The organism is Psychrobacter sp. SCQQ22 (genome assembly GCF_015864605.1).
Taxonomy (GTDB): Bacteria; Pseudomonadota; Gammaproteobacteria; order Pseudomonadales; family Moraxellaceae; genus Psychrobacter; species Psychrobacter fozii.
Window position 1 is genome coordinate 75,989 of sequence record NZ_JADYWZ010000005.1, and the last position, 23,163, is coordinate 99,151.

Here is a 23,163-nt window from a genome sequence, read left to right on the forward strand (position 1 = left end):
TTGTTATACAAGGTCATATTATGCTGATGAAAACCTGTACGCCATCGTCTGTATTATTGGTTTGTTTAGGAAATATTTGCCGTTCACCAACTGCTGAAGAAGTGTTTCGTCAGCAAGCAGCGATTGCTGGATTATCAATAAAAGTGGACTCTGCAGGCACAGGGGATTGGCATATCGGTCATAAACCCGATGAACGAGCACAGCGTCATGCCAAAGCACATGGTTATAAAATCAATAAACTCATCGCACGCCAAATAAATAACGATGACTTCCGCAATTTTGATTTGATTTTGGCAATGGATGCGCAGAACTTAGCCGACTTGCAAGCGCTCAAAAACAATCTAGCAGATACTGAAAACAGTATGGCCAAGCTGGCATTATTCAGTGAAGAAGACCCAACGTATGGCGGTGATGATGTGCCTGACCCTTATAAGGGTGGGGCCGATGACTTTGAAGAAGTCATTGAACGTATAGAATCAAGCGCACAAGCTTGGATTGAAAGCTGGAAAGCTTGCTAGCGATAAAAGCTAGATTTACACGCATTTTGTGTCTCGCATCCTTTATAATGATTACTATGTAATTTTTTATCTATTTGCCATATGAGCTACGTTATGACCTCAGCTTCATGCCTTAATTCTAGTGCTCAACTTGCCACGACAACGGTTTCAGCAGCAAAATTATTGCCTAGCGAGTCCGTTGATCTGTCACACAGCAATACTATGGCACTGACCTGTATCGCTGACTATTTTGTGACGTTGACAGATGAGGCTCAACTTGACACCTTTATGGCAGACTATGCAAAAAACACAGAGCAACAAAAGCCATTGTTTGTGCTGTCTGGTGGTAGCAACGTATTACTGCCAACACAACTAAATGCAATCGTGTTACAGCCGAAAATGCGCGGCATAAGCTTGACCGCCCAGACGGATCGTTACGTCGATATTGAAGTGATGGCAGGCGAAAACTGGCATGATTTGGTTGTCCATACGGTCAGTCAAGGTTGGTACGGGTTAGAAAATCTTGCGCTAATACCTGGCCTCACTGGCGCTGCACCGATACAAAATATTGGCGCTTACGGTGTCCAGCTAGAAGACCACTTACAGTATGTCCGTGCTTACCACATCCCCACGCAGACGTGGCATCAGCTATCAATCGCAGACTGTGAGTTCGGCTATCGCGACAGTATCTTTAAACGGACTCCCAATACATGGCTAATCAGCCGTGTGGGGTTCAGATTACACACAGATATAAGCAAAGTGTTAGCCAGTTACGGTGATGTACAGACAGTCGCACAACGCTATGCTGAACAGCAAGACCGAAACAAGGCTACTCCTGCTGATGTGATGCACGCTATTATAGATATTCGCCAACAGAAACTTCCGGATCCCAAACATCTGGCTAACTGTGGCAGTTTTTTTCAGAATCCGATTATTCCCCAAGAGCAGTTCATTGTGTTACAAGCCTCTTATCCAGCTATCGTTGGTTATCCAATGCCTGATGATAAAATAAAAGTTGCAGCCGGTTGGCTCATTGAACAGGCAGGGTTAAAAGGTGGTGGTATTGCACCCATTGTCACCCATCAGCAGCAAGCACTGGTACTCACCAACCATGCCCCTTATCAGGCAACCCAAGAAGATGTCGCGATAGCACAGCGTTATATCACTGATGCGATCTATGAGAAATTTGCGATTCAGTTATCACGTGAGCCGGTTTGGGTAAATACTGACAGCTCGATTGGGCATGATGAGCATGTGGCCTAAAAAGTCACGGTCTAAGCGGCTGTTATCTAAGCGATTATGGCATTATTACTTGCGTTCAGCTGAACGTATGATAACGCTTTTTCGTATTATCAATATTACCTTTTTGCTTGGCTCCACAACTGTTATTTTAGTCCTCATTAGTTTATTCACCCCCTTATTCTCGCAATCGATTGTTTATCTATTTACGCTACTTCCCTTGCCAAAGATACCTTCTGGAGCGGTGAGCTCTCCACCGACGGCCTATGTAGTATTAGGCGGAGGACTGACCAACGACCAGAACAATCAAATTATTTTAAACAGCTATAGTCTCAATCGTGCTCGTACTGCTGCGGGCGCTTATCACGACCTGCCCTTACCTATTGTGCTCAGTGGTGCTGAAGCGCCTTGGCTCGGTCAATGGCTCATCGAGCATGATATTGATGGACTGATAAGCGAAAACGCCAGTATGAATACTTGCGAAAATGCACGCTTTACCGCAAAGCGTATACCACTACGTCACGTCTACCTCATCACTGATAGCTACCATATGGCACGCGCCCGTAGACAGTTTGCGCTAAATGGTATCAATACCACACCTCTCAGCGCTCCTCTGCCAGTTGGTCGAGACTGGGAAAAACCTGCACAGAATCTAACTCATTCACGGCGCGCCGTTTATGAAGTTGCCGCTTATTTGCGTGATGTAATACGTCCGCAGATGGATTGTCGTCATGCTAAAGACGTAACTTCACAGCAGCTATTAACGCCTAGAGGCAATGCGGCAAAGTCACCTACAGAATAGAACTGAATTAGCATTTGAACTGGATTTTATTTAATGATGAGCATAGCTAGCAGCTATTTCACTTTTATGTTCACAGGCAATCACCACATTAATAATAGGTGTATAATGCCACCAGAAATTGCTATCTAAGAGACTCTCCATGCTCAGTATATTTTTATTAATTCCGTTAAGTCTCATGTTATTTGTGGTTGCCATTTGGGCAGTACGTTATGCGGTAAAATCAAACCAATTTGAAGACTTAGACAATGCATCACAGCGCATTATATTAGATGATCGTCAAGAGCGCAGACAAACCATGCAAGCTCATGAGAATGCTACATCTACTAAGCAAGCAAATGGTAGTGCTGCAACTGATACAGCTGGTGATAAAAAAAACGCTACTGACACAGATTCCGTCAACCCTTCTAATATTGATAGCAATCCAAAAATATAGCTTCGAGAGATAGTCGGTTCGAGATCATTTAGAGGCAAATAAGACAAATTCAAGTGTTACATATAATAGACTGAACAAGCCTAGCACCTTGTCTAATCAATATAGAATTGACCATATCTTGACTATACGTGACTCACGATTATGTTTCGTCAATACCATCTATTTAAGTAGATTCAATCTTTCACTGTTTTTAGGAGAATCACCCCATGACCACAGCTTTGCTCGTTGCGGCATTACTAATGGGATTTTTTGGTTCACCACATTGTTTGGGTATGTGTGGTGGTCTTGTGACAGCGTTTGGCCTATCGATGAAAGATGCCAGTCCTGCTAAACGCCGCGCGCTTGTCGCCACATATCATCTAGGCCGTTTGAGCAGTTATGCATTATTGGGCTTAATCGCAGGATTGATTGGAACCACTGTACTAGCGCCATTAATGATGGGCAATAGTATGCCACGTATTTTATTAGGCTTAGTACTGGTGTTTGTTGGTATCACCATGCTTGGCGCACCATTTTTGAACAAACTTGAACGTTTTGGTATGCGTTTTTGGCAGTATCTAAGCCCGCTGCGTCAAAAAGTATTCCCGCTCAACACGTTTCCACGTGCACTAACTGCTGGCTTGCTTTGGGGTTTCTTGCCTTGTGGGTTGGTTTATGGTGCCTTACTTATTGCCGTAGTTGCTCATAATCCATTGAATGGTGCGGCACTCATGTTTGTCTTTGGCTTAGGGACAATACCGATGTTGGTCGCCACACACGAAACAGTTGGCTGGTTACGTGACAAAATTGGACGCTTTCGCCTAAGACAGCTAAATGGCGCTATCATGGTCATATCAGGTTTGGCCGTCGCGGTCGTGCCGATGGTCATGTCAAGTATGCATGGTGGGCATGATATGTCTAATATGCATGGCGATCATATGCAAATGAGTGACTCAGAAATGATGGACATGCCTATGGACGCAGACATGGGTCACAGCAATCACCATATGATGCCAGCGGATGACAGCACATCTCACCAAGGCATGGATCATAGTATGCATGATATGAGTGATGCGTCAATGGACATGAATCATAATGAGCACTCTGAAACGATGGAACATGCTCAATAGAGTCATCGACCACAGATATAGTCAGTGAATTACTAAACCGCTACGGCGTTATCCTCCTTAGATGTACTACTTGTACATCTAAGGAGGCTGCCTTGTACCCATTTTAGAGTTCTTTGACTATATTATTAAAATGTAACATTGCGTGCTATCAAAGCTTGACGTATAAAAAAGCCCTTAACATCAGTATGAATGTTAAGGGCTTTTATCATTTTATTCGCTGCACACTATAGTTAATTCAGTTTAAAAGAAAGTCAAGGCAACCGAGTGCAGATGTATATGTAATACTTCCAGCAAGGTTAACGCTGTCACTCTTTTATAGAGGATTGACTACATAGAAAAACTAGCAGCTTTAAAAGTACTACTCTTGCCATTGCTCAAGCGAAAACTTAGTATCCAAATGCTTTTCTAAGGCGGGTACATTAAACGCGTCATCTTCACTCACGAAGCTAATGCTGATACCGGTTTGCCCAGCACGTCCTGTACGACCGATACGATGCACGTAATCGTCTGGCTGATCAGGCAAGGTATAGTTAACCACATGACTGATATCGTCGACATGGATACCACGTCCTGCGACATCTGTTGCGACCAAGATAGAAGCATGGCCATCTTTAAAGCGCTGTAGATATTTTTCACGTTTTTGCTGAATAACATCACCTGACAGCATCACGATTTTGTGGTCTGCACGCAGCTTATGATATAAACGCTTAACTTGGTCTTTACGGTTGGCAAATACAATGACTTTGTCCACTGCAGGATCACTAATAATACGCTGCAAGGCTTCTAGTTTCTGATCTTCTGTCAATAAGTAAAAGTGCTGATCGACCAACTCACTGGTTTTGTGCTCAGGCTCAATTTCAACAAACTGCGGCTCATGCAACCAGCGATAAGCCAAATTCATGACATCTTGGTTAAAGGTGGCAGAGAATAGTAAGCTCTGACGGTCTGTATTGGCTGGCATCCGGCCTACCAGACGCTTAATATCAGGAATAAATCCCATATCCAACATGCGATCTGCTTCATCCAACACCAGTACTTCAACGCGATCTAAATAGACCATGCCTTTATTCGCAAGGTCAATCAAACGTCCAGGCGTCGCGACCAAAATATCGACATATTGACGCTCAAGCTCATGCTGCTGGGTTTCATAATTAGTACCACCCATGATACACACGCTATGTAGCGCCGTATATTTGGTCAAAGCGATACAATCATCAAATATTTGCTGGGCAAGCTCACGGGTGGGTGCCATTACAACTGCACGCGGCTCACCTAAATAGCGCTCTTCATCATTGGTAAAAGGACGCTTAAGCAATGCCTCCATGATCGTTAATAGGAAAGTTGCCGTCTTACCAGTACCTGTTTGAGCCTGTCCAATAGCGTCTTGATTTGCCAACGTATGTGGTAGTATTTGTGCTTGGATAGGCGTCAATGCAGTAAACCCTAAATCACTGACAGCACGTAATGTCGGTGCTGAAAGCGGCAAATCAGTAAATGTCGTAAAATTACTCAAAAAAATATCCTTTTTGTATTAATCACTTGTATGTTGTTCATCGTAAGCAAACGCATTATCAAACGTTATAATACTATATAGCGTCACCAATAATCATTGCCATATCAAATCTATAGATAGCGGATAGTCATGCAGACATAAAAAAGCCAAGCCCGATACTTACTCTGACCTAATATGCGGAGATTCACTCAACATAGGTAAGATAAGACGGGCTTGACTCAGTAGTATATCAGTAGTTTGTACAGACATTATAGCTAAACCGCTCTAATGACCGGATAGATTACTCGTCTACTTTTCTGACTTCTTCAGCTTGAAGGCCTTTTTCGCCTTCTACTACACTGAATTCAACCTTTGCGCCATCTGTTAAAGAGCGATAGCCATCACCTTGAATCGCGCGGAAATGGACAAAAATATCTTCTCCGCTATCACGTTGAATGAAACCAAAACCTTTTGAGTCATTAAACCACTTAACAGTACCTTGCTCACGAGCTGACATAATATTACTTCCTAAAAAAGTCCGCTTAGCCCCAAATTCCTTTGCAACATTGCATACAAACGGGATCTAAGATTATGAAATCAAAAAACTTAAGAGTCCTACACTAACCACTATTACTAAAATATAGCTTTTATGATAGACAATTATCTCTACAAACATTCTTTACGCTTATAGAGACAATAAGGGACTTTCATATTAGCCTTACTTTAGCTATAGCAACAAACTTGCAATAATTATTGCATAAAAAATATCATAGCACGGGTTTTTAGCAACATAAAGACTTTTAGCATGCTTTTTTACTTTCAGGTTGATTTTTCATGTAATTTTTTTATAACCACTACTAGCAAGCTGCTATCATAAACAAATAAGCACCATTGGGTGACATAATTCTCTTTTTCTACGACCCTTATGCCTTACAATAAAGAATAAACCACTCCCTTTACCTAATCGCTATAGAGACCAGTATGACGACCTCTTCACAATCTACCGCAGCATCAAAGCCTTCTAGTCAGAGCAACAGCAATACACTCACTCATAAGCTGCTGTTGGTTAACGGGGTCAATCTAAATTTATTGGGTAAGCGTGAACCTGATATTTATGGTCATGCGACGCTTGCTGATATCGAAAAACGTTTGATTGCGCGTGCTGCTCAGTATGATATCGAATTGATTTGCATACAATCAAACCATGAAGGTCAGTTAGTAGATGACATCCAACATCATGGATTGTTAGCAGATGCAACAGTGCAAGTAGATGCTATTATCATCAACCCTGCTGCATTTACGCATACTTCAGTTGCTCTACGTGATGCCCTATTGGCCACACAAAAGCCATTTATAGAAGTACACTTATCTAACGTTCATGCACGTGAGCCTTTTCGCCATCATTCTTATTTGAGCGATGTCGCAGTCGGTGTGATTTGTGGTTTGGGACAGATAGGATATCAAATGGCACTAGATTATTGGCTCAACAACCTCTACTCTATCAATCTTAGCGACTAACATTTATCGGTTTTTTGAAGTGGTGGTTTTAAGTGCTAATAATAATTGCTTATATGTACTAAAGATGGCTCAGTTAAACGGTAACATTTTGATTAAAATAATAGCATTATGGCTGAATAAACAACCCAATATACGGTGATATGAATGGCAAAATCGTCTGGAAAGCGCTTTATGAAACTCGCCGGCATGACTGCAAGTATTGCCGGAAAAGCAGCTAAAAACTCATTTAAGCACCTATCAAGCGATGAAGAGAAACGTCTGCAAGCACGCTCGGAGCTCATGCAAGATGTGGGCATTCAAATAGCCGAGACGCTTGGTGAAATGAAAGGCGCCGTCATGAAAGTGGGGCAAATCGCGTCACAATATAAAGACGTGTTCCCACCTGAGGTTGCCACAGCTCTAGAAAAGCTGCAAAAAGATGCGCCGCCTATGCCATACGCACAGATACAAGCTCAAATAGAACGTGAGCTCAAAGCGCCTGTGGGAGAATTATTCAACGAATTCGAAGAGACACCATTTGCCGCTGCCTCTATTGGACAAGTGCACAAGGCAGTATTGCCCTCTGGTCAAAGAGTCGTCGTCAAAGTTCAATATCCCGATGTGGATGAAAACTGTGATAGTGATCTTAAACAAGTACGCATGGCTTTGAAAATCGCTGGTGTGCTCAATATGAGTAAGCAACTACAAGAACAGTTGTTTCATGAGATTCGCCAAAGTTTGCATGATGAGTTGGACTATATCAAAGAAGCGCATAACTTACGCGTATTTGGTGCGTTTCATGCAGAGGACGAAGGTCTTATTATTCCGAAAGTTATTAGTAGCCACTCATCTAAACGGATTTTGACACTGACTGAAGAGATGGGAGAAACGCTAACCGTCGCAGCGAGTTGGGATAATGATATCAAACAAGAAATAGCCAAGCGCCTATTTCATTTTACTGCAGGCCAGCTGTTTGGATTGTACCGTATGCACTGTGATCCACATCCTGGCAACTTTGCCTTTCGCAAAGACGGCAGCGTTGTGGCTTATGATTTCGGCGGTATTCGCAGTTATAGTGACAACGAGGTTCAACTGTTTCGACGTTTCGCCAAACATGCGATCAAAAGTGATGTGACTGCCCTTGAGCAAGATTTGGTGGCATTAGATATTCGCCGTGATGATGATAAAAACATCCCTGGTGAATTCTATGAAAAATGGCTATCCATTGGCCTAAAGCCCTTCTCTATTGAACCTTATCAAACAGGTACTTTCGATTTTGGTAGTAGTCAAATACATCACGAAGCCATTGCACAAATGCGAACATCTTTGAAGTATTTCGGTCAGTTTCAGCCTTCTGCGACGACCATGATGCTCGACCGAACCGTATCAGGGCAATATTGGAATTTGGTCAATCTGGGCGTAGATATTGACTTATCACCGCTTATCAGTGAGTACATCGATATATAGCATGATACGAAGTGAAAACTCATATCAAAGCTGCTAGGCCATACTAAACGTGCAGCGCATGTCCACAGCGATCACAAAACTCTGCTGCGATGGCATGACCGAACTTACCACAGTTGGGACAAGTAACAGGATTGAGTTGAGGACGCATATTACGTGCTAGCTCAGAGGTGAAAATACCTGTGGGTACGGCAATGATCGAATAACCCGTAATCATGACCATACTCGCAATCGCTTGACCAAGCGGAGTCTTGGGTGACATATCACCATAGCCGACCGTCGTCATCGTAACGACCGCCCAGTAGATAGACAGTGGAATACTGGTAAAACCGTTCTCTGGCCCTTCTACCACGTAGATAATCGAGCCAAAAATCGTGACTAGTAATACGAGAGACAAGAAGAAAACCGTGATTTTTTGCTGACTGGTCTTGAGTGCCGAGGCCAAAAAACCCGCTTGTTGCATATAAGCTTTGAGCTTGAGTACGCGAAAGATACGTAAAATGCGCAAAACACGTATGACGAGTAGATACTGCACACCTACGAACATTAGGCTTAAGTAACTTGGTAATACGGACAACAAATCCACAACCCCAAAGAAACTAAAAACGTAACGTAAGCGATTGGGGGCTGAAAATAACCTTAAGGCATATTCCATCGTAAATAAAATGGTAAAAAACCATTCTGCGTAAAAGAATATGGTGCCATACTGCAGGCGCATATATAGCACGCTATCAAGCATCACCACAGCCACACTGGCCAAGATTGCAATCAATAATACAATATCAAAAAGCTTGCCTAAACGAGTGTCCGTGCCTTCAATAATGACATGGATACGGTTACGCAAGTGTGTAATGGCTTCGGCAGTGAGTTGCTTCATAGAGTCAGTAACTTCATAAAATCAATGGCTTGATAGCATCCAATGACTTAAAATGTGATGGATAAGGCCAAGTTAGTCAAAATACACAAAACTGGTTTATAATATTGCTCACTTATCACAGTGAATACAATCTATAAGTTGCCACAGTGTAGCAAAAAAGCACTCTCAACAACATACAAATCGTTAACGTGTCAGTAGCTCTATTACGTAAAAGAGATAGACTATCTATCTGATAAGACACGTGACTTGGTATGAAAGATGATTATTAAACACTTTTTTTAAGCACAATAAATAGTACGCAGAACTTAAGGATGTTATATGGCAGGCCATTCAAAGTGGGCAAATATCAAACACCGCAAAGCTCGTCAGGATGCGGTAAAAGGTAAAGTATTTACCAAGATTATCCGTGAAATTGTTTCTGCTGCCAAGCAAGGTGACCCCGACCCTGATAAAAACCCGCGCTTACGTGCCGTGATCGAAAAAGCACTATCAGTCAACATGACCCGCGACACGATTAACCGTGCGGTCGATCGTGGTACAGGCGGCGGCGATAATGAAAACATGGAAGATGTCAGCTATGAAGGCTACGGCGTGGGCGGTGTGGCCGTACTGGTCGAGACCATGACTGACAACCTAAATCGTACGGTCAGCGAAGTACGTCATGCTTTTACGAAGAACGATGGTAATCTTGGCACTACAGGTTCAGTGGCTTATCTGTTTACCAAACGCGGCGAAATCACCTTTAACGATGTAAGCTTAGAGGATGAAGTCATGCTGGCAGCACTAGATGCTGGCGCACTCGATATCGAAAATGATGGTGAAAGCTTACTTGTCATCACTGAATGGGAAAGCTTCGGTCAGGTTCAAGACGCGCTTAATGCAGCGGGTCTTGTTTCTGACAATGCGGAAGTAACCATGTCACCATCAACCATTGCCGAAATAAACAATGTTGAAGATGCCGAAAAAGTCATGAAGATGATTGATATGCTAGAAGATATCGATGATGTGCAAGAGGTTTATAGCAATGTGAACTTCTCTGCTGACGTAATGGCACAGCTTGAAGGATGATTAATATAGTCTCAAATGTGGCCTATGTTGCTGAACTTTGAGACCTAAATATTAGAAATAACCTTTAGTATTAATCATTTAAACTTTAGAGCCAGACAGTTTCTTACTGTCTGGTTTTTTGTTGTCACAAGCTGCCTTATGGATATTGTTTTTGTGAAAGTTGAGGAATATAATCGCACAAAAACAGTAATAGTTATTATTTGCAATAATGCGAATAATTAAGGACTCTCTATGAGTATTACGATCCTCCCTTCTCAACGCCCCACTACCGATACGTCTACTTTTTCTGATAACAAAACCACATCATCTCCTGTCTGTTCATTGCTGAATTTCGATAAGCGTCAACCTGCCATCATTGATGAGATTGTCGCCAATAGTCGGTTTGGTGAGATCGATGGTGCTATCAGTCAACGACTAAAAGATTTAGGGTTTTTACCTAATACTTTGATTCACATTGTAGCCAAAGGATTGTTTGGTAAGCCACCTTATGCAGTACAACTCAGCACAGGCGCGCAATTTAGCTTACGTGCCGATGAACTGATAAAAATACAATGCCGCGCTGTCACATAAAGGCAAATGATAAAAGGCACTAATTGTTGGATGCCCACGTGCTCTATCCAAACGCTTTTTTCATATAGTCGATTCCATTTAAAAGTAGTGCAAGGCAACCGAGTGTAGATGTATATTAAATACGTCAAGCGAGGTGAACGCAGTAACGCTTTTTTAGTGGAATGACGATACCAGCCCTTTTAACAGCGATTCCTAAGCTTATGTCCTCTTCAGCAACCCTTTCAGTACCAGCCAATCAAATAAAAACCAGCACTGCTCCTATCACACTGGCTTTGGTCGGCGCACCCAATTGCGGCAAAACAGCTACTTTCAATGTGCTTACAGGCTCTAAAGCTAAAGTGGCAAACTACTCTGGCGTCACAGTTGATAAACGCAGTGCTAGCCTACTTGGGCACTCTAATGTCAATATTTTAGATCTACCGGGCACTTATAGTTTAAAAACAGCCAGTCTCGATGAAGAAGTCACTCGTAAAGTACTGTTTGGGCAGATGCCTGGCGAATCTGTCCCTGATGGGATTATATTTGTGGCTGATGCAACCAATCTACGTATGTCATTACGTATGTTGCTAGAGCTAAAAAACTTAGGCTTACCCATCATCGTGGCGCTCAACCTAAGTGATGTGGCGCAGAGCCGTGGTTTGGTCGTCGATGAGTCGATACTATCAGATGAGCTAGGTGTTCCTTTCGTACAAACAGTCGCCATTAAACGTAAAGGTTGTGCGAAATTACTCACTTTAGCCGATGAACTGATTGATTATATTGGTGATAGCGAGCAGCCCATACATTTTTTTGAAACTGATACTGACACCCATACGATGTACCAACAGGCTGACGATATTCTCAGCCGAGCCGTGACGGCCGTACAGCGTTTGCCCAAATGGCATGAACGCTTAGACCAATTGACACTTCACCCCGTGATAGGTGTCGTCATCTTATTGATGATTTTGTTTGTTATATTTCAAGCAGTATATGCATGGGCCACACCGCTGATGGACAGCATTGAGTGGCTAGTAGGTAGCGTGGGAACTCTGTTATCACAGTGGTTACCAGATGGAATATTACAAAGCCTAATTGTCGATGGCATCGTGGCTGGTGTGGGCAGCGTCGTGGTATTTGTGCCACAAATTGCATTACTGTTTCTATTTTTATTAATACTTGAAGATTCAGGGTATCTGCCCCGAGCCGCTTTTTTGTTAGACAACCTATTGGCTAAGATAGGACTGTCTGGACGCTCGTTTATTCCCCTACTATCAGGTTTTGCTTGCGCCGTACCAGCAGTCATGTCGACCCGTACTATTCCTAGTCATACAGAACGATTGGTAGCGATTGCTGTTTTACCCATGCTAACCTGTTCGGCTCGCTTACCTATCTATGCGCTCATTATTGCCGCTGTGATACCCAATCATGCGGTGCTTGGCATATTTAATTTGCAGGGTATTACGTTATTTATACTATATGTGGCTGGCACGTTTTCAGCGGCGCTAATCTCTTGGCTGTTCAAACATTTTCATAACACAAAGTCAGAGTCTTCGGCTTTTCCTTTATTAATGGAGCTACCCACGTATCGTATGCCCAATGTTAGGCATATAGCGGGTGAGCTTTGGGACAAAGTAAGTGCGTTCCTAATGAAAGCCGGTACCGTTATTTTCACCTTATCTGTTGTACTATGGGTGTTGGTTACCTTTCCAGAAGCCCCTACTGGCACCGCTGGACCCGCTATTGATTACAGCTTTGCTGGTATGCTTGGCCATTTGATTGAGCCTATTTTTGCGCCTATTGGCTTTACCTGGCAGATGTGTATTTCTTTAATTCCAGGACTTGCAGCAAGAGAGGTCGTGGTGGCAGCTTTGGGTACAGTCTATGCCGTGGGCAGTGTCGGTGATGAAGCTATCAATCAAACGCTTATTCCAATCATTCATGCCCAGTGGAGACTTGCGACTGCATTTTCGTTTTTAGCATTTTACGTATATGCGCCTATGTGTTTGGCCACGCTGACGGTTATCCGCCGTGAGACAAAATCGCTAAAGCAGACGTTGGCCATCACTGGCTATTTGTTTGTATTGGCTTATGTCATGGCTTGGGTAGTCTATCGAATAACGGGCCAAATTTTTGGATTCTAAGGAGTTAATAATGAGTATATGGTTAGAATATTTTATCGTCTTTATAATCGTTGCCATCTCTATTTACTATGTATGGACAAAGGTCATATTTAAGAAGTCACAAGGCTGCTCTGGCTGTAATAAATGCGCCAAATAAAAAAGCACCAAACCTCATGACAGGTTTGGTGCTCAATCAATTCGTAAAAAGTAGATTTACGCTTATGGTTTACATTTGACTCCTTCAAGCGCTAATAGATATTCTTTTTTATCTAGCCCGCCTGTATAACCGCCAAGCTTACCATCACTAGCAATCACTCGATGACAAGGCACGATAATACTAAAAGGGTTTTTGCTATTGGCATTAGCAACGGCACGAAACCCTTTAGGACTATCAACACGCTTTGCCAATGTAGCATAGCTGATCGTTTCACCATGATTGATATCTTGTAGTGCATGCCATACTTGCTGCTGGAATTTAGTGCCCAAGCTCATATCTATCGGCAAATCAAAAGCCTGAAGCTCACCTTTAAAATACGCCGTTAATTGCGCGATGGCCTTTATCAATAACGCTTGAGAAGGTTCATCACTGCTTAGGCTATTATTATCTATAAAGGTAAAGTCTTGCTCTGTAAGTTTATAATGCTTTTTGAGTTTGGGAATAGATTTTGAGTGCTGCCAAGAGTTACCTGCCAGCAACCAATTGGCCTCAACGAGCATAGGGTGACCATGCTCATTGACACGGGCGATTAGCGTTAATCGATGTGATCCAAAGGCTGCTGTGGTAACTATCATGGCTTCTACTTCCCAATTGTCTTAAAAATAATTTGCTAGGGCATGTCTTCAATTCAATCGATAGTCATCTAAATGGGTTAAAAATGGCTATTTTATTCTTTATCATCAGTCTCAAATAATGCGGCAACAAACTGTTTTGGACTAAAGGCACGTAAATCATCAATCGACTCACCCACCCCAATATAGCGAATAGGCACGTCCGTTGTCTCAGCAATATTAAAGACTACGCCACCTTTTGCCGTACCATCTAATTTGGTAATGGTAATACCAGTCAATGGTACGATTTTATTGAATAGCTCTACTTGGTTAATCGCATTTTGCCCTGTACCAGCATCAAGTACAATCATGCCTTCATGCGGTGCACTTGGATCGGCTTTACGCATGACACGTACGACTTTCTCTAGTTCGGCCATCAAGTGAGTTTTGTTTTGCAGACGACCAGCAGTATCCGCGATTAACACATCGATGTTTTTTGCTTTGGCAGACTGCATGGCATCAAAGATGACAGACGCACTATCAGAACCATGACCTTGCGCCACTACTGGTATGTTATTACGCTCACCCCATATCTGTAACTGCTCTGTCGCAGCAGCACGGAACGTATCACCCGCTGCCAACATCACTGACTTGCCTTCACCTTGTAAGCGCTTAGCAAGCTTACCAATCGTTGTCGTTTTACCCACACCATTGACACCCACAACTAAGATGACAAATGGCTTTTTGGTGCTATCAATCACTAGAGGCGCAACTTTCGGGGTTAAAATATCGACCAGTTCACTTTGCAATGCTTTATATAATGAATGTGCATAAATCAAATCACCACGGGCAGTCTGCTCAGTCAGACTTTTGATAATACGATTGGTTGCATTTACCCCGATATCGGCAACGAGCAGTTGATCTTCAACTTCTTCTAATAGCTCATCATCAATCTCTTTGCCACCGATCAAGATACTGACCATACCTTCGGCTAGGTTTTTACGTGACTTACTCAGCCCCGTTTTCATACGATTAAACCAACTGCCTTTTTTATTACTTTCTTGAGTCTCTACTGACTCTGATGCTGTCTGAATCAGCGCTTGCGTATTATTATTTGCACTGTTAGTTGTATTGCTACTGACATTATTAGTTACGGCGCTAACAGCTGGTGTATCCCCTAATTGATCTTGTAATGGCATGATTGGCGCAGTAGATGTATTACCAGATGTCGCAGCTTCATCTTTATTAGCTTTGTCTGTATTAGCAGTATTACTATCAATTGGTGAGCCCAAAGCAATATTATCTGCTGCATTGGCAACGGCATTGATACTTGGCACTTCTTTATTTATCGTGCTGTCTTTTTGTGATACTGCAACATCGACAGTCTCATCGATAATGGGTACGGATTGTGCCGATAGACTGGGTAAAGTAATATCGTCGTCATCCAAGTCATCAAGATCTCCATCGAGGTTAATGACCACACGGCTATTATTATTTGGGTTATTCATAAGCTTGCCCTAAAAGTTATCACAATCAGTTATTTGTTTATTTTAAATGGATTTATCGGTCGTGATGTTTTGACCATCGACATGACAAATAATTTTGCCCTAGTTTAGCATAATTCAGGTTATGCTCAGCCCTTACCATCATAGACTATCGTCAAAATTTATAAGTTTAAGAGATCATATAACCGACCGAGAAAGTTTTGCTTAAGGTTTGGACACAAAAATCTGACTTTACACATGTTAAACTTCACCTACTCTACCAGTCTTACTTCCTTGTTCTAGCGTTTCATTCTATACCTAGAAACCACTTTGGTTATCACCTTTTAGGAGTTACCTATGTCATCACTATCTAACACTTATAAAAAACATGCACAGAAAATAATTAGTATCAGTACCGTAATGCTGATAGCGACCGCCACACTAGCAACAACAGGCTGTAACACCACACATGATATCAAGCCAACCGCTACTGTTATGGTTGGTGCACATACTTCTCTATAGCACTTTATCACGACAACTAAGGCCTATTAGACATTCACAAATTGTCAGTGCTTTTCTAACGTTAAATCGTCTGAAAAGTTCAATCGTCTAAACAATAGCCATTGTCTGTCTATACCATAGCTGAATAGTGAACCTGTCCTAATATATTGTTTGATTTATCAATCATCAGTTTACAAGCTATCATTTTATATGAGTAGAACACATCATGACATTGTCTTTACCACTACCTAAAACCGCTTTACGCATTGCTTGTTCCATCGCAATGATGACGACCCTTGCCGCTTGTCAAACCAATGCTATCGATCCGAAGCCATTGTCTACCGCTCAAACTCCAGTAACTCCGAGCATATTGAACCAAGATAGAGCAGGTCAAAACCAAACGACCAATGACAATCAGTCATCATCATTAAACATGGACATGTCCGGTCGACATGAGTATCAGTTAGAGAACGGTCTGAAAATAGTGATAAAAGAAGACCATCGTGCACCAGTGGTCATGTCTCAGATTTGGTATCGAGTAGGTTCAACTGATGAGCCAATCAATAAGGGTGGTATCTCTCACTTACTTGAGCATATGATGTTTAAAGGCACTACTGACGTGTCAAGTGATGATTATGAGCGCTTAATTGCGAAGTTTGGCGGCGTCAATAATGCCTTTACGAGCTACGACTATACGGGTTATTACGAGCTGTTCCCTGCCAACCGATTCCCCCTAGCGCTTGAGCTAGAAGCAGATCGCATGAAAAATCTACTGTTCAATGAAAAAGAGTTTGTCAAAGAGCACCAAGTTGTCATGGAAGAGCGCCGTCAACGTACCGATGACAATCCACTGGCAAAAGCATACGAGTCATTTCGTTTACTCGCACTGCCTGATAGTCCAAAAGGTGAGTCCGTCATCGGCCCCATGAGCGAGCTTGAATCAATAACGCTTCCAGAGTTAAAAGACTGGTATCAAAAATGGTACGCGCCAAACAATGCAACCTTAGTCATCGTCGGTGATGTCGACCCTCAAGACGTGTTGGCTCAGGCCAAACGATACTTCGGTGAGCTAACGCCGAGCACTTTACCGAAACGCCCTACTGTCAGCCAAAAAGGCTTCCGTGGCTATCAGAAAGTCGACTCCGAGCAAGCCGTACAAGTACCGGTTTTATTAATGGGCTATAACGTACCTAGCCTCGTCACAGCAGGTGAAAATAATGAAAAACAAGCGTATGCGCTCTCACTGGCTCAAGATGTATTAGATGGTGGCTTGTCTGCTCGCCTTGAGAGTCGACTGATACGTGAGCAAGGACTACTGACCACAGTAGGAACGTCTTATGATTTGCTCGATCGCGGCGATGGTCTGTTCCTAATTCAAGCAACTCCACGTGAAGGCGTGAGCTTAGAACAAGCACAGCAAGCCATTATGACTGAGATAGAGAAGCTAAAAACCGATCCAATTGCTGCCGACGAAATCAGTCGTGCCAAAACCAACACAGTGACAGGGCTTGTCTACGCACAAGACAGCATGGAAGGTCAGGCACGTATGATTGGCTCATTACAGTCCATTGGACTGGATGACAGACTGCTTGCCGAGCTACCAGCCAAACTTGATGGCATCTCGATCGCTGATATACAAACCGCCAGTAAAAAATATTTAGTAAAAGACAATTTAACGGTCATGCATGTCATCCCGCCTAAAGACCAAGCCAATACAAAGAAATAATGGTGTGGTGACTGTGCCAATCATAAAGACGTTACTATTAATAAGAAGAAAACCATGACTCAAAATAATGATTTGTTGCAGACAAGAAGAAAAACTCTAATTCATGCACGAATGCCAATACAACGATCAAACACCGCCTCTAAAAAGCTCTCTCAACTGAGCATGGGCATATTATTCGGTATGACGATATTAACGATACCTGCACAAGCGGACTCAGCGGCTACTGAAGAATACCGCGGCTCAGCGGCTGCCGTCGATACGAGCGCACCCATTGCAGCACTATCAAAACTGACCAGCCTAAAGGATGCCAAATCTTTAACCGTCAACGTACCGACGATTCAGCAGTTCAAAACCAAATCGGGTGTACCTGTACGCTTTGTACAAACAACAACATTACCAATTGTCGATGTCGATTTACGCTTTAATGCGGGTAGCGCACGTGATGGCAGTATCCAAAAAGACGGCTTTGGTATTGCTAATATGACAGCTACCATGCTGACTCAAGGCTCTAAAAGCTTGGATGAAAACAAATTCACACAAGCAGTTGAAACATTGGGTATCAATCTAGACAGCAGTGCCTATAAAGACATGTTTATCGTCTCATTGCGGAGCTTATCTGATGATAAACATCTACTGCCTGCCATCGATTTAATGACTCAGATGCTCAGCGAACCTGCTTTTGACGATGATATTTTAGCGCGCAACAAAGCACGATTATTGGTCGGTTTGCAGCAACAAAAACAAGATCCCAATAGCCTTGCCAGCATTGCTTTTGATCAGGCGCTATACGGGGAGCACCCCTATGCTCATCCATCCGCTGGTACGCTTGAAAGCGTCCCTAATATCGGCAAACAACAGCTGATAGATTTTAAAAACCGTTATTTAGTCGCGGCTAATGCTTCGCTTGCTATGACAGGAAATCTAACCCTAGCACAAGCAAAAAAACTGGCTGAAGATATCACTACCAAGCTACCAATAGGTCAAATGGCAACGGAGTTACCTGAGCCGAAATCACTAAGCCAAGCAAAGCACATTCATATTCCATTTCCGAGCACCCAAACTACCGTACTGATGGGCCAGTTAGGCAGCAAACGCGCTACCAATACAAAAGATCAGCAGCAGCAAACAAACTTTGCTGTCGGTAACGAAGTGATGGCTGGGGGAGATTTTAATGCACGGCTGATGACTGAAATTAGACAAAATCTTGGTTACACCTACGGCATATCAGGATCTATGAACCCAATGCTCGCAAAAGGCCCATATCAGATTGGGTTTTCAACCCGTAATGATAAAGCTCGTGCTGCCATTGATGCCAGTTTAGAGGTTATCAATGATACTTTAGATGAGGGTATTACCAGTAGCGAGATGCAGCTGACAACAGATGGCCTTAAGAATAGTTTTCCAATGGGATTTGCGAGTAATGCGGGGATTAATGGTTTACTTGGTATGATGAATTTCTATCAGTTACAAGACAATTATCTGACCAATTACGTCAATCGTATTGACCAAGTAAAGCTGTCGGAGGTCAATCAAACAATGCGTGACACGCTAAAGCCTGATGATTTTTTAATTGTTACTGTCGGTCAGGATGACCCTTGGAAAGATAAGAAGTCTAAAAAGTAATTGCTTAGCTCAAGAGCGATGCCAGAAATAGCATCGCTCTTCACGTTTATCTTTAGTGATAAAGACAGTTAAGGGCATATTTAATTGGCAATCGTTACGGCAACGTCATAAATAAAATTTTCAGGCTTATAGTCTGCCCCATTATAAGCCAGTCGAATCACGTGCTTGTCGTAAGAGCTTACTTGATAATCACCATTGGCAAAGTTGTGTAATGTAGGGACTATTAATAATGCTTCGATTTGACGGTTGTTAACTTTAACAGAAATATTTTGACCTTCTTGTGGATATAGAAAATAATCACAATAATCATTTACCATAACTTCTGCAGTACGCTCAACAACCTGACTACCCACATTCTCTTGTATCAGTTTTGGACAAACATCTGAACGTTGTGAAGCCAATCGAGCATAAGAGTTTCGAATATTGTCTTCAATCTCTTGCGCCTCTTGTAAGGTTTTATCAGCATTGTTAGCAGTCACCTCTGTCATTGGCATACTGTCTTCAAAAATAGAATCTGGACTGCAAGCACTGATAAATAAAATTGAGAAAATGGCTGAACCAAATAAAACAATGCGCTTGTTATTTAACTTCAAAAATTTTTTGGCGGGCTTACAGGTATTATTATTTTTTGCTGAGTACTGCTTTTTCATAAATTCTACTTATAATAAATTTCTTGCAAAAGTATGGAATTACCAAGATTGACAGGCAAGCTTTACAAGCTATCTAGCGACTCAATCAAGAGATCAAATAAGTGTTACTTTTAGTTATGCGAATATATTTTATCAACATATTCATTAATACCAAAGAAATTTATGACTCATGCGTTTATTTTTTACTTTTGAACTATCTCACAGCTGATATTCTACTCATTGATAAGTAATCCTAATAGCGACAAGGCGAGCCACTACTCGCATGGTTGAACCCCCACTTACGATAGCCATCAGTATCTAAATGAATAGCGCCTGTCGCATATAACCCTAAACCAAAATTATGCCCGCTTCCCTGATATTGCCAAAATTGACACAATCCATCCTGCATTGTACTACGCTGCCATGGGTTATATTCATATTCTGGCACCCAGATGTCCATAGCACTAGCATTCATGTGCTTGCTGCTGTCAGCACCGCCTGCACAATCATTGAGGCCGGGACTACGATATACCGAACGTATTTCACTACTTGCAGGCAAGATGCCCTGCTGCTTGAGCTCACTATACAGACGTAACGTCGGTACAATGTTTGCCCATAATTCTTGCGGAGGCAACTGATAAGGCTCATAGCCACATTTACTCCAGCTACGAGCAGTAGTCAATAACTGTGATAGTGGTGGTACGTTTTTTGCGCCCACTTGCGAGCTGAGATAGCGTTGATACTCTGCCACTTGTTTGGCACGGTAACTGTTATTATTCAGCCAGACATTAAAGTCAACACTGACAGCGTCATTGTCATCATTGTTTCCTGTCTCATGGCCATCATGATTGTGTTCTGTGCCATAAGTAGGCGGACGCCGGTTGATATTGACACGTTTGTTTTCTTCGATAGATAGACGGGCATCCAAATTAAAATCACGCTGTTTTTGAGCAATCAATCCCTGCATGCTATCGCCATTGGTAGCATTGTCGCCACTCAGCATCGTAACACCAGGGCTGTGAATTGAGTTATTTGTGGAAGGTTCAATGTAGACATTACTACCTTGACGTACTTGTATTCGACGTTCACTATTATCACTGGTAAGCGCAGCATGGGCAGAAATACTGCTGGCACACACAAGTAATGCAATCATAGGCTGCTGAATATGCCTATAGTTTCGGGCTGTTATATTGATCATCGCAAGAGACTACCGCTAAAAACGTTTTATCGATACTATCAAATTTTCAGCAAGCAGGCTAAACTATCGCTTCTAATCAGAGGTGTGATATTCGTAATTAACACTTATCCTCATAATTTTTATAATTATGTGACTTTATTGCTTAGGTGTTACTTTTTACGCAACATTGCACTAGGGCATGTCTTCATTTCAAAAATGGTGATAAAAATGAGATAAATTGCCGTCAAACAAGAAAAATAGCGCAGATGATATCGAGATATTAACCAGCTATTTGACGATGTTTGGCAAGATTTAGCCATTTTTAGCCATTTTTAGCCCATTTAGATGACTATCGGGTGAATTGAAGACACGCCCTAGTAAATAACACCCTGTTCTCTCTGAATCTATATCATTAGATAAAACTTTTCTTTTACACCAATTGCCAGACTCACTTTGCCTATGTCTTCTAATCCGCAATATCGTTTTTCACGTCAGAGCCATCACTTCGGCCAAGGTCATGCACCAACGCTATGGCAGCGTATTCATATCGACCCATGGCTAACCCTGCTTTTATTAACGGTTTGCTGCATTGGTTTGACGATTTTATACAGTGCTGCAGCCCAAGACGTTAATATGGTCATACGCCAGATGATCAGCTATGGTGTGGCGTTTACGGTTATGGTTATTATGGCGCAGATACCTCCTAGTATTTATCGTACCTTTACGCCCATATTTTATGTGCTTGGGCTCATACTGTTGGTGCTAGTTGATATCATCGGTGAAGTACGTATGGGTGCTCAGCGCTGGATTAACCTACCTGGGTTTGGTAGTGTTCAGCCATCAGAATTTATGAGGCTGGGCATGCCGATGATGTGTGCTTGGTTTCTGTCCAAACGTGAGCTGCCACCGTCCGCTTCTAGTATCGCTATCACGTTGGGATTAATCATAGTACCTGTGTTATTGATTGCCAAAGAGCCTGACCTTGGCACCTCGATATTGGTAGCAGCCAGCGGTATTTTTGTGTTGTTCTTAGCAGGGCTATCTTGGCGACTGATTTCAGCAGCAGCCATTCTAGCAGTACCTCTTATCGCCTTCGCTTGGAACTTTCTATTACACGACTATCAGCGAACACGCGTCATGACATTGCTAAATCCTGAAGCCGATGTTCAAGGGGCTGGTTGGAATATCATTCAATCCAAAACCGCTATTGGGTCTGGTGGCCTTACAGGAAAAGGCTACTTAGAAGGTACGCAGTCGCACCTGCACTTCTTACCAGAGGGTCATACGGATTTTATTATTGCCGCTTTTTCTGAAGAGTTTGGCTTGCTAGGTGTGTTGCTATTGATGTTTATTTACTCTTGTATCCTCATGCGCGCCTTGTACATTGCCTTTACCCACCCTGATGCCTATAGCAGATTGTTAGCAGGTGCTATTGCCATGTCCTTCTTTGTTTATGTATTCGTCAATGTCGGTATGGTTGGTGGTATTTTACCTGTGGTTGGTGTCCCTCTACCTTTTATCAGCTATGGTGGTACTGCTATCGTAACGCTAATGGCAGGCTTTGGGCTGCTAATGTCTATTCACACCCATAAATCAGGTTAACGCTGATTTGTCAAAAAACACTTAAAGATAACTGGGAGGAGTAAAATAGAATAGCACTCCTCCTATCAAATCTTTTAATCATTAAATTAACGGATTAAAGTAGTGGATTTAGACAGCAGTGAATTTAAAAACAACTGAGCATGAATATTAAACAATCAAATATTAAACCTAACTAATGATTTTTAGTATCTGACTATTTCAATAAAAAATATAATGGCCGTCAAAAAATCACTCATACACGCTATAAAAAACACTTATAAATAGTTGATATATATCACATAAACACCAATTTTATCTTTAATTCCTTTCTCGAGAAATATACCTCCATAAATAGTACTGATAGATTTTAATCCTTGTTTTTTACAAATAATTGCGTTAACCTCGTTCAAATGTACTTTGATACATAACCCGTACAGAGCTACTAAAAAAGTTTTCATTCAATTATATTCTAGTTGTAGCCTAGCCGTATAGTAAGCAGCTCGTAGATTTTGAGCTTTCAAATACAC

21 protein-coding genes are annotated in these 23,163 nt (G+C 42.2%); 14 read left to right on the forward strand and 7 right to left on the reverse strand.

The genetic code is table 11. From position 1 onward, the window contains the following. Positions 1-20: 20 nt before the first annotated feature. The 5 genes from I6E84_RS08235 (at position 21) to I6E84_RS08255 (ending at position 4,080) form a co-directional block, all read left to right on the forward strand. Positions 21-518 carry a low molecular weight protein-tyrosine-phosphatase gene (locus tag I6E84_RS08235; protein WP_413786946.1) on the forward strand — a complete coding sequence of 166 codons (498 nt, stop codon included), beginning with the start codon at positions 21-23 and terminating at the stop codon, positions 516-518. Positions 519-611: 93 nt separating this feature from the next. Continuing rightward, positions 612-1,760: a UDP-N-acetylmuramate dehydrogenase gene (gene murB / locus I6E84_RS08240; protein ID WP_197217403.1), complete on the forward strand. Its 1,149-nt coding sequence runs from the start codon at positions 612-614 to the stop codon at positions 1,758-1,760. Positions 1,761-1,827: 67 nt separating this feature from the next. After that, positions 1,828-2,538: a YdcF family protein gene (locus I6E84_RS08245; protein ID WP_227681383.1), complete on the forward strand. Its 711-nt coding sequence runs from the start codon at positions 1,828-1,830 to the stop codon at positions 2,536-2,538. A 139-nt stretch (positions 2,539-2,677) separates the two neighbouring features. Beyond that, positions 2,678-2,971 carry a cbb3-type cytochrome oxidase assembly protein CcoS gene (gene ccoS, locus I6E84_RS08250; RefSeq protein ID WP_197217405.1) on the forward strand — a complete coding sequence of 98 codons (294 nt, stop codon included), beginning with the start codon at positions 2,678-2,680 and terminating at the stop codon, positions 2,969-2,971. A gap of 206 nt (positions 2,972-3,177) precedes the next feature. Beyond that, a complete protein-coding gene (locus I6E84_RS08255) occupies positions 3,178-4,080 on the forward strand; it encodes a sulfite exporter TauE/SafE family protein (protein WP_197217406.1) in 903 nt (300 codons plus the stop codon). 358 nt (positions 4,081-4,438) lie between these two features. Here I6E84_RS08255 and I6E84_RS08260 read toward each other — a convergent pair whose 3' ends face one another. Beyond that, positions 4,439-5,593: a DEAD/DEAH box helicase gene (locus I6E84_RS08260; protein ID WP_110923793.1), complete on the reverse strand. Its 1,155-nt coding sequence runs from the start codon at positions 5,591-5,593 to the stop codon at positions 4,439-4,441. A 280-nt stretch (positions 5,594-5,873) separates the two neighbouring features. Continuing rightward, entirely contained in the window at positions 5,874-6,089 is a 216-nt protein-coding gene (locus tag I6E84_RS08265) for a cold-shock protein (RefSeq protein ID WP_110923792.1), read from the reverse strand. A 464-nt stretch (positions 6,090-6,553) separates the two neighbouring features. Between I6E84_RS08265 and aroQ the strand changes: the two genes are divergently transcribed. Together aroQ and I6E84_RS08275 are read left to right on the forward strand one after the other, a co-directional pair. Continuing rightward, positions 6,554-7,090: a type II 3-dehydroquinate dehydratase gene (aroQ, locus tag I6E84_RS08270; protein WP_197217407.1), complete on the forward strand. Its 537-nt coding sequence runs from the start codon at positions 6,554-6,556 to the stop codon at positions 7,088-7,090. 144 nt (positions 7,091-7,234) lie between these two features. Beyond that, positions 7,235-8,536 carry an ABC1 kinase family protein gene (locus I6E84_RS08275; protein WP_110923790.1) on the forward strand — a complete coding sequence of 434 codons (1,302 nt, stop codon included), beginning with the start codon at positions 7,235-7,237 and terminating at the stop codon, positions 8,534-8,536. Between the two features lie 43 nt (positions 8,537-8,579). Here the strand turns inward: I6E84_RS08275 and I6E84_RS08280 are convergent, their stop codons facing one another. Beyond that, complete coding sequence (locus I6E84_RS08280) at positions 8,580-9,410, reverse strand: ion transporter (RefSeq protein ID WP_110923789.1); 831 nt, start codon at positions 9,408-9,410, stop codon at positions 8,580-8,582. 318 nt (positions 9,411-9,728) lie between these two features. Between I6E84_RS08280 and I6E84_RS08285 the strand changes: the two genes are divergently transcribed. From I6E84_RS08285 to feoB, 3 genes are all read left to right on the forward strand, one after another. Continuing rightward, positions 9,729-10,478 (forward strand): YebC/PmpR family DNA-binding transcriptional regulator, encoded by a 750-nt coding sequence (locus I6E84_RS08285; protein WP_197217408.1) that lies wholly within the window; start codon positions 9,729-9,731, stop codon positions 10,476-10,478. A gap of 231 nt (positions 10,479-10,709) precedes the next feature. Further along, on the forward strand, positions 10,710-11,048 hold the full coding sequence (locus I6E84_RS08290; RefSeq protein WP_197217409.1) for a FeoA family protein: 339 nt from the start codon (positions 10,710-10,712) through the stop codon (positions 11,046-11,048). A 200-nt stretch (positions 11,049-11,248) separates the two neighbouring features. Further along, on the forward strand, positions 11,249-13,168 hold the full coding sequence (gene feoB / locus I6E84_RS08295; protein ID WP_197217411.1) for a ferrous iron transport protein B: 1,920 nt from the start codon (positions 11,249-11,251) through the stop codon (positions 13,166-13,168). Between the two features lie 198 nt (positions 13,169-13,366). On the opposite strand, the gene I6E84_RS08300 is transcribed toward feoB, so the two are convergent. Beyond that, positions 13,367-13,939, reverse strand: a complete 573-nt coding sequence (locus I6E84_RS08300; RefSeq protein WP_197217413.1) for a methylated-DNA--[protein]-cysteine S-methyltransferase — start codon at positions 13,937-13,939, stop codon at positions 13,367-13,369. Positions 13,940-14,031: 92 nt separating this feature from the next. Then, on the reverse strand, positions 14,032-14,943 hold the full coding sequence (ftsY, locus tag I6E84_RS08305) for a signal recognition particle-docking protein FtsY (RefSeq protein ID WP_227680899.1): 912 nt from the start codon (positions 14,941-14,943) through the stop codon (positions 14,032-14,034). A gap of 813 nt (positions 14,944-15,756) precedes the next feature. Between ftsY and I6E84_RS08310 the strand changes: the two genes are divergently transcribed. The 3 genes from I6E84_RS08310 to I6E84_RS08320 all read left to right on the forward strand — a co-directional run bounded on the left by I6E84_RS08310 (position 15,757) and on the right by I6E84_RS08320 (position 19,249). Further along, on the forward strand, positions 15,757-15,921 hold the full coding sequence (locus I6E84_RS08310) for a hypothetical protein (RefSeq protein WP_197101362.1): 165 nt from the start codon (positions 15,757-15,759) through the stop codon (positions 15,919-15,921). A gap of 205 nt (positions 15,922-16,126) precedes the next feature. Beyond that, positions 16,127-17,626: a M16 family metallopeptidase gene (locus I6E84_RS08315; RefSeq protein WP_413786947.1), complete on the forward strand. Its 1,500-nt coding sequence runs from the start codon at positions 16,127-16,129 to the stop codon at positions 17,624-17,626. A gap of 54 nt (positions 17,627-17,680) precedes the next feature. Then, entirely contained in the window at positions 17,681-19,249 is a 1,569-nt protein-coding gene (locus I6E84_RS08320) for a M16 family metallopeptidase (RefSeq protein WP_197217416.1), read from the forward strand. 80 nt (positions 19,250-19,329) lie between these two features. On the opposite strand, the gene I6E84_RS08325 is transcribed toward I6E84_RS08320, so the two are convergent. Next, positions 19,330-19,899: a hypothetical protein gene (locus tag I6E84_RS08325; protein ID WP_110923783.1), complete on the reverse strand. Its 570-nt coding sequence runs from the start codon at positions 19,897-19,899 to the stop codon at positions 19,330-19,332. A gap of 232 nt (positions 19,900-20,131) precedes the next feature. After that, positions 20,132-21,031, reverse strand: a complete 900-nt coding sequence (locus tag I6E84_RS08330; protein WP_227681388.1) for a D-Ala-D-Ala carboxypeptidase family metallohydrolase — start codon at positions 21,029-21,031, stop codon at positions 20,132-20,134. Between the two features lie 483 nt (positions 21,032-21,514). On the opposite strand from I6E84_RS08330, the gene rodA reads away from it, so the two are divergent. Further along, entirely contained in the window at positions 21,515-22,657 is a 1,143-nt protein-coding gene (rodA, locus tag I6E84_RS08335) for a rod shape-determining protein RodA (protein ID WP_197101499.1), read from the forward strand. Positions 22,658-23,163 lie beyond the last annotated feature (506 nt).

Bases quoted from the DNA above. Each gene is read 5' to 3' on its own strand.
- I6E84_RS08245 (WP_227681383.1), top strand. From the start codon at position 1,828: ATGATAACGCTTTTTCGTATTATCAATATTACCTTTTTGCTTGGCTCC.
- I6E84_RS08315 (WP_413786947.1), top strand. From the start codon at position 16,127: ATGACATTGTCTTTACCACTACCTAAAACCGCTTTACGCATTGCTTGT.
- I6E84_RS08300 (WP_197217413.1), bottom strand. From the start codon at position 13,939: ATGATAGTTACCACAGCAGCCTTTGGATCACATCGATTAACGCTAATC.
- I6E84_RS08310 (WP_197101362.1), top strand. From the start codon at position 15,757: ATGTCATCACTATCTAACACTTATAAAAAACATGCACAGAAAATAATT.
- I6E84_RS08290 (WP_197217409.1), top strand. From the start codon at position 10,710: ATGAGTATTACGATCCTCCCTTCTCAACGCCCCACTACCGATACGTCT.
- I6E84_RS08235 (WP_413786946.1), top strand. From the start codon at position 21: ATGCTGATGAAAACCTGTACGCCATCGTCTGTATTATTGGTTTGTTTA.
- I6E84_RS08325 (WP_110923783.1), bottom strand. From the start codon at position 19,899: ATGAAAAAGCAGTACTCAGCAAAAAATAATAATACCTGTAAGCCCGCC.
- aroQ (WP_197217407.1), top strand. From the start codon at position 6,554: ATGACGACCTCTTCACAATCTACCGCAGCATCAAAGCCTTCTAGTCAG.
- I6E84_RS08285 (WP_197217408.1), top strand. From the start codon at position 9,729: ATGGCAGGCCATTCAAAGTGGGCAAATATCAAACACCGCAAAGCTCGT.
- ccoS (WP_197217405.1), top strand. From the start codon at position 2,678: ATGCTCAGTATATTTTTATTAATTCCGTTAAGTCTCATGTTATTTGTG.
- rodA (WP_197101499.1), top strand. From the start codon at position 21,515: ATGTCTTCTAATCCGCAATATCGTTTTTCACGTCAGAGCCATCACTTC.
- I6E84_RS08280 (WP_110923789.1), bottom strand. From the start codon at position 9,410: ATGAAGCAACTCACTGCCGAAGCCATTACACACTTGCGTAACCGTATC.
- murB (WP_197217403.1), top strand. From the start codon at position 612: ATGACCTCAGCTTCATGCCTTAATTCTAGTGCTCAACTTGCCACGACA.
- feoB (WP_197217411.1), top strand. From the start codon at position 11,249: ATGTCCTCTTCAGCAACCCTTTCAGTACCAGCCAATCAAATAAAAACC.
- I6E84_RS08275 (WP_110923790.1), top strand. From the start codon at position 7,235: ATGGCAAAATCGTCTGGAAAGCGCTTTATGAAACTCGCCGGCATGACT.
- I6E84_RS08330 (WP_227681388.1), bottom strand. From the start codon at position 21,031: ATGATTGCATTACTTGTGTGTGCCAGCAGTATTTCTGCCCATGCTGCG.
- I6E84_RS08320 (WP_197217416.1), top strand. From the start codon at position 17,681: ATGACTCAAAATAATGATTTGTTGCAGACAAGAAGAAAAACTCTAATT.
- I6E84_RS08255 (WP_197217406.1), top strand. From the start codon at position 3,178: ATGACCACAGCTTTGCTCGTTGCGGCATTACTAATGGGATTTTTTGGT.
- I6E84_RS08265 (WP_110923792.1), bottom strand. From the start codon at position 6,089: ATGTCAGCTCGTGAGCAAGGTACTGTTAAGTGGTTTAATGACTCAAAA.
- ftsY (WP_227680899.1), bottom strand. From the start codon at position 14,943: ATGAAAACGGGGCTGAGTAAGTCACGTAAAAACCTAGCCGAAGGTATG.